5 protein-coding genes are annotated in these 6508 nt (G+C 60.0%); all 5 read right to left on the bottom strand.

The genetic code is table 11. The features are described 5' to 3' along the window. Positions 1–593 (bottom strand): hypothetical protein (locus ONB25_08370; protein ID MDZ7392892.1); only part of this gene is annotated, 593 nt, incomplete at its 3' end. A gap of 18 nt (positions 594–611) precedes the next feature. Then, entirely contained in the window at positions 612–2858 is a 2247-nt protein-coding gene (locus ONB25_08365; protein MDZ7392891.1) for a TonB-dependent receptor, read from the bottom strand. Further along, positions 2855–3682 carry a hypothetical protein gene (locus ONB25_08360; GenBank protein MDZ7392890.1) on the bottom strand — a complete coding sequence of 276 codons (828 nt, stop codon included), beginning with the start codon at positions 3680–3682 and terminating at the stop codon, positions 2855–2857. Before ONB25_08360 ends, ONB25_08365 begins: the two co-directional genes overlap by 4 nt. Before the next feature lie 8 nt (positions 3683–3690). Continuing rightward, entirely contained in the window at positions 3691–5370 is a 1680-nt protein-coding gene (locus ONB25_08355; GenBank protein ID MDZ7392889.1) for a T9SS type A sorting domain-containing protein, read from the bottom strand. Positions 5371–5513: 143 nt separating this feature from the next. Further along, the coding region (locus tag ONB25_08350) for a right-handed parallel beta-helix repeat-containing protein (protein ID MDZ7392888.1) at positions 5514–6508 on the bottom strand (995 nt) is incomplete at its 5' end.

Here is a 6508-nt window from a genome sequence, read left to right as displayed (position 1 = left end):
AGGAGCTCATCGGCGGTGTCCAAGTTCGTGGGTATGGTCTCTTCAGGCCCCACATGGATGAGCAGCGGCATGCCTAACAAGGCCAGCGCGCGATAAAAGCGCACTGCAAGCGGGTGCGTGGGGTCGATGCACTGTGCCGAGGGCAACCATTTGCACAGCACTGCGCCCTGGCGCGCACAGTGCCACAGGCGCTCCAAGGCATCGGACGCGTAAGGGTGAACCGAGCAGCCAAACAAGAAGACCGGATAAAGCTGCGATAGCCCGGCGCAGTATTCATTCGCCACGTAGAGGTGGGTCGCCTCGCGCCGCAGCTGGCCCTCCTCGCCGTACACCGCGTCCAAAGCCAGGAGCACGGCCCTGTCCACGTGGCGAGACTCGCGCACTTGGCTGAAGAGCACGCTCACATAGCGCGGGCCGGTAATCTCGTCCTCCGACAGCTTTGTGACCAGTTTGACCCCCTCAAAGGAAAGTGACTTCTTGAATTCATCGGAAACAAAATACATCCTCTCGTTCTCACCCGCAGGGCCAGCAATGTGCACGTGGATGTCAATCACCTCGTGCGGCGAGAGGTTGCTGGGCCTAACGGTGGTCATCGTGCTCTGCCTCCCCACTCAGAACTCACTGCGTATGCCGAACGAAACGTTACGGATCTCTCCCATCGTGCGCTCGATTTGGGTGTAGTAGTAATCCAGGGCGTTGTTCATCGAGGCCTCCACCTCAACCGGCCCTGTGCGCCATATCAGGCGAAGGTTTAACACTTTCTGCGGCACCCGCTCGTCATACTGGAAGAGCTTCACGGCCTCGATGCGACTGGCATAGCGATACTCGGCCTGGAATTCCAAGGGACCAATGCGAAGCGTAGGCATCAAGTGGCCAATGGCCTTGGGGCGGTACGTGAGAAGGCGGCCTGTGGTCAGGTCTCTTGGGTCCATGAGTGTGAGCCACGCCTGGAGGCCGATGCGATCACGCCACCAGCGCCCAGAGGTAGCAAGCTCAACGCCCTCCACTCGCGCCCGCTGCAGGTTCTGAAAGCGCACGCTCACGCGAATGTCTTGCCCCAACTCTATCTGGCTTTGCTTGAGGTCCACCTCAATGAGATCGTCGAAATCGGTGCGGAACGCGGACAGTTCAACGTACCACTGCGGGGACAGATACTGGCGCAGACCTGCGTCGTAGGACCACGAGGTCTCGGCTTTGAGTTCAGGGTTGGCGCGGACGATGACACTGCGGTTTTCAAAATCAAGGTACCGTTCAGCGATAGTTGCAGCGCGAAAGCCGCTGCCAGCAGAAGCTCGCACCACCGTCCCGGCCAGGGGTCGCCAATTGAGCCCAAGACGCGGACTCAGCAGCGCCTGCGCCACGCCGCCGATGAGTTGGTAGCGGTCATAACGCAGGCCCGGGGTCACGTGCAACTTTCCCTGCCAAAGACGAAACTCGCTCTGCCCGTATAGGCCGACCGTGTAGCCTTGATGCTCGCCAAAGTACTTCGTATTGCCCGTGTCCCAGCGCCACTCTGCCCCGTAGGTAAGCGCAATCCCGGAAGAGGGGAGCAAATCCCCTTGCACCTCTGCGCCCCAGCCGTGCGCAGGGTTAAAGTCGGTGGTGACAAACTGGCTCCCCATGAGCGTCATCAAATAAGAGACGCGAAACTTCAGGGCCGCACGTGGTGAGAGAACCCAGTGGTAGCGGGCATAGCAGTTGGCCATCTCGATTTTGGCCCTGTTGCGGTTGGAAGGGCGAACCTGGAATGGATGCCGGGGGTCATCCCATCCCACAAAGATCCCTGTGAGGTTGTAGTTGTACCCGCCGTAGAGGACAAGGTTTGAGCCATTTGCCAGCGTGTAAGTAAACTTGCCTGTCACATTCCACCGTCTAAAGTCCCCAACCTCGGTGTAGCCGGTGGAGACATGCCTGCCTACAGACATCCTCATGCCAAATGGCCCGTATTTGCGGCTGTAGCTCACGTCGGCGCGGCCGTAGACCATCGGCGCGTCCGTCCAGCGCCATTCCGGGTAGCGCGGTTGAGTGTACTCGCCGGCCACCACCCGAGCCGAGAGCCTGCCTTCCTCTGACGGCCCCTTGGTGATGATGTTGATCACCCCGCCCAGTGCGGCGCTTCCCCAGAGTGCTGAACCCGCCCCCTTGACCACCTCGATTCGCTCAATATCTAACACCGGCAGCAAGTCCCAGTTGAACTCCCCGGTGTCGCTGGCCATGACCGGCACGCCGTCCACCAACAGCAAGGTTCGATTAGCAGCCCCTAAGGTGAAACCTGTCGATCCACGAATGTTCACCTGCTCGCGCACGAAGCTCACGCCGGGCACCATCTCCAGGGCCTGGTCCACGCGCAAGGCCTGGCGCAGCCGAATCTGATTGGCCCCGAGCACGGCCACGCTATTGGCCGCCTCGTCCAGCGGCCGTTCGCCTTTGTCTGCGGTCACTACGACAGGATTCAAGTCGACCACCGTCTGGGCCAACTCCACGCTCACCAGACTCGTGGCGCCGGGCGCCACCTCCACTGCTAGCACGCGCGCGATGCGGTACCCGATCATTGACACCCGCAGGGCATACTTGCCCGGAGGGAGGCCGCCGATCAGAAAGTTACCTCGCGCATCGGTGCTGGCACCCAAAACGGTCCCCTCCACCTGGACATTCACCCCGGCGAGTGCCTTGCCCGAGTTCGCGTCCCGCACTGTGCCGGCGATCGCGCCTCGGTCGCTCGCCTGCGCCCTTGTCGACCCCGTGAGCAAACACGCAGTCCCCACGAGCGCCAAAACAAGCCGCGCCACAACGGGTACGACTATGACCTGAAGCCCTTTGGCCGGTGTGAGGACGGAGATGGCCGACCGTCGCCTCATGGCTGACCCGCGAAAAAGTCCACGACAATGTCTACGCCTGCGGCCTCGCTTCCGCTCTTCACCGAGACTGCGCCTGGGCGCGATGGATCGGAGGGATCCCGATAGTAGCCTAACGTCACCAGATCGCCCAGACCGCTCATCTTCTTTGGCACTAAGAAAAGCACCACATAGTTGTAGACCCCTGCGCCCACCTTGAGGCGGTAGGAAGAAGAATCAACAAACACGGGTTGCGAATAGTCCACGTTCTCGAAGAGCAAATACTGGAATTCACTGGTCGGTTGGGCACGATACACGGCCACCAGGACCATTGCGGTTTCTTTCGGCCATTGCCCGCGATAGCGAATCGTGCCAGAAATAGCTGCGTCCTTACTTACCACCTCCCAGTTGGCGAAAATGTTCACTCCCTCCACCACAGGGTGCTCTTTGGAAACAGCCACGGGCGCCGGGAGGAAAAAGTTAATGCCCCCTGTATAGATGCCCATCAGACCCGTAAGACTCCACCCGCTGCCCTTCTCTTTCCACACCACGGCCACCAGGTCGTAGGAGGTAGGTGACACGGAAATCACATAGTCCACCGAGTCGTTCTTGGTGTAGTCCAAGGGCCCGGACTGCCCGGCGTAGAGGAGGTTCTGGGGATCTTTTGGGGGAAACTCTTTGAGGGCAAACACTTCCACGCGATCGGTGTTCGTCGGCGGCTGACCGGCAAAGAAGATGACCTTGCCACGGATCTCATAGTTGACCGGGTAAAGGCCATGGTCAACCTGGCATGCGGCCATCAGCGTTAGGCCTAAAAGGGCTAACCTTCTATGAGGCGTCGCGCGCATGGAGCCCATCACCGAACCAGCAGGACCTTCTGCACCACTGCGGAGGCCCCAGCGGTCAGGCGAACGAAATAGAGTCCTGAGGGCAGTCCCTGTCCTTGCCCGCTCTGAATCTCCCAGCGCAGGGCGTGGGACCCGGGAGTGCGCTCCCCTTCGGCGAGCCGCGTGACCCATCGCCCATGCACATCGTACACGTCCACCACCACCCGCTGTTGGCGTTCAAGCTGAAAGCAGATGGTGGTAGCACCGTTGCATGGGTTGGGCCAGGCCACCAGCCCAAAGTTCCGCGGCCCACGGACCCCGGAGGTCGTCACGCCACTGGGCGAAGAGGCGCGCCGCTGGAGAGTGACCGTGCACTGCAGGGGGTGCTCAGCCTGCTCGCACATCTTCGCCGCCTGCTCCGGAGGCACATTAGGCGGCAAGAAATAGTTGGTGTATCCCACACTAAACGTCACCCCAGGGCCGAAATAGTTTTGGATATTGCCTGAAAGGAGAAAACCATTGTCGCCGTAAGAGAGCATGTCGCCGGTGTCGCGCGAGAGCACATGCCTGTCAGCAGTTGTCCCGTCCGTGGCGTCGTGGTAGTACAGCTCAATCTTGTCGCCCAGCTCGGGCACGCGGAAGATGTTGAGTACTGTGCCTTGCGCGCCCGTGAGCAGCGTCCAGTTCAGCTTGCCGGGCGAGCAGCTCGCGTTGATCTGGTCCTTTTGTCCATCCACAAACACGCCTGCCACGTTACCGGCACTAAAGAAACGCATACCGGCCGCATTCGCGTTCATGTCCCAAGAAGCACGAAGCACGGAGACGTTGACGCCTATCTCCTTCGCTCCATCCAGCGGCAGTGGCGGGAGCTCAAAGGAGGCGGAGTACGGGTAGAAAAGCACCGTCTGGGTAAAAGGTCTGTCCACGTCCACCGGGCCGATCTTACCTTTGAATCGAGCATCAAGATTGCGTACCACACGCACCGGACCCACTCGCGCATAGGCGCGCTCGGCCACAAAAAGGTCTTCATCCAAGTAGATTGGAAAAATCACCCATGAGGCGATGGCCCGGAGCTTGAACCGGTCGAACAGGTCTATGCCTGCACCACCAACCTCCGCCGACAGGAAAACGTCAGCCAGCTGCCCAGTCCCATTGAATCCGACCTGGTAGGCAAGCGTGGAAATGTTGTCTGAGGCGCTATCGTAAGCAAGCTCATACAAAGTGGGCACTTCAGCGGTCGGGGCTGCCCAATGGAGGTAGAGGTACCCAGTACTGCCGTCCAACGAATCGAAAAAGGCCAGCTCAAAGCGGAGTGAATCGGATGTGGGCGGCCACTGGGTGGTGTCGGCCTTCTGGCCAAGGTCTCTGGCCATCACCACCAGCTCATCGTCGAGATCAAAAACGCCGTGCAGAGAGTCCTCGGACACGAAGTAACGGTCCCACGGCCGAACCTTCGGATTCACTTCGTCCACTTGAGAGGGCACCAACTCCCAGAGGCCCTGCTGGGCGCGAAACGCCCACAGACGCATGCGTTCCACGTCGAGCATGGCCGCGGAAAGAGTTGAATCCCCGCATACCACTAACGGTTCAAAAGGGCGATCAATCTGGGCCACGCCTCTGCCCAGCCCAACAGCACCCAGAAGGGCGGCGGAGAGAACCCACGCACACAAGCTGCGTTGAACGAGGATGTCCGATTGGGTCGTTCTCATGCGCTATTCTCCTTACTTGCCTCCCCCACCAGCAAGTTACCGCTTTCCGGCGTGCGATGGTGTGACCCTGCGCACATTGAGTGGTGGGGTCTTGCGCCAGAGCGCACCACGTGCTCCACCTTGCGCCCCATTGGCTTTGGCCCTCATCTCGGCGCCCTTAACCTCCGCGGCACCTGCCGTCGGAACGTGTCCCGGTACAAGCCGATCTTCTCTACTGGCGGATTCACAAAACCTCGTTGTAGCGCCGGCGATCCCTTTCGCAGGCGGAAATCACCTTTATCGAGTGCCATGAAACCCGGGTCCCCGTTCAAGATCACATTGCCCGCCAGTTCTTCGCGAAACTCTGGGTGGTCGTTCTTATAGACGGTGCCGGTGGGGGCATCCTTGATCTCAGGCCCCCGCCAGTAGCAGAGTATGGGGTCGGCGATGATGTTGTCGCGCATTTCCAACAGTCCAGGGTCCACTCCATCCTCGATATCGAGCCAAGTGCCCCCGAAAGAGACGTTACGCAGGACTTTATTGCCGCGCGGCACGGCTGGGTTGTCCAGATAGTACTCGAGGAGCTCTGGATACCGCGTGCTGTAGGGCGGCTTGTCATAGTTGACTTCTCGCATGCGATCGGTGAGCCACGTATAGGATCCGTCAAAGTAGTTGCGTGCCCAAGTGAGCCCGCGCGCGTCGATGTGCACCGAGGCCTGGCAGTCCACAAAGACGTTGTTTTCCACCAGGTTGTCGCGCCCGCCCCCCAGGAAAACCGCCCGACCCGCGCGGTGGAAAATGTTGCCGTGCACGATCGTGCCGCTCATAAAATCGTCCAGGTACACGCCCATCACCCCAAACAAGCCGGGGCCAAGCAGGTGGTGGATAAAGTTGTAGCGCACCACCGTGCCACGCCAGGTATAATCTCGTCCCGAATAGATCGCCCCCGCGTCGCCGGTCTCTTTCACCACATCGAAGATTTCGTTATACTCGATCAGATGTTCGTTCCCCGAAAAATAGATGGCCTCGTGGGGAGCGTCGTGGATCAAGTTGTGGGACACCACGTTGCCCACGCCCTCCACCTTCACCGCGGGGCGATAGGTTAGGTTGATCCTGCTAAAGCGGTAGATGTGGTTATTGGTGGCAAAATGGTTGGCAG

It is taken from the genome of candidate division KSB1 bacterium (genome assembly GCA_034506335.1).
GTDB lineage: Bacteria > Zhuqueibacterota > Zhuqueibacteria > JANLFK01 > Oleimicrobiaceae > Oleimicrobium.
This window is presented reverse-complemented; position numbering and strand designations above follow the sequence as displayed.

Bases quoted from the DNA above. Each gene is read 5' to 3' on its own strand.
- ONB25_08365 (MDZ7392891.1), bottom strand. From the start codon at position 2,858: ATGAGGCGACGGTCGGCCATCTCCGTCCTCACACCGGCCAAAGGGCTT.
- ONB25_08360 (MDZ7392890.1), bottom strand. From the start codon at position 3,682: ATGCGCGCGACGCCTCATAGAAGGTTAGCCCTTTTAGGCCTAACGCTG.
- ONB25_08355 (MDZ7392889.1), bottom strand. From the start codon at position 5,370: ATGAGAACGACCCAATCGGACATCCTCGTTCAACGCAGCTTGTGTGCG.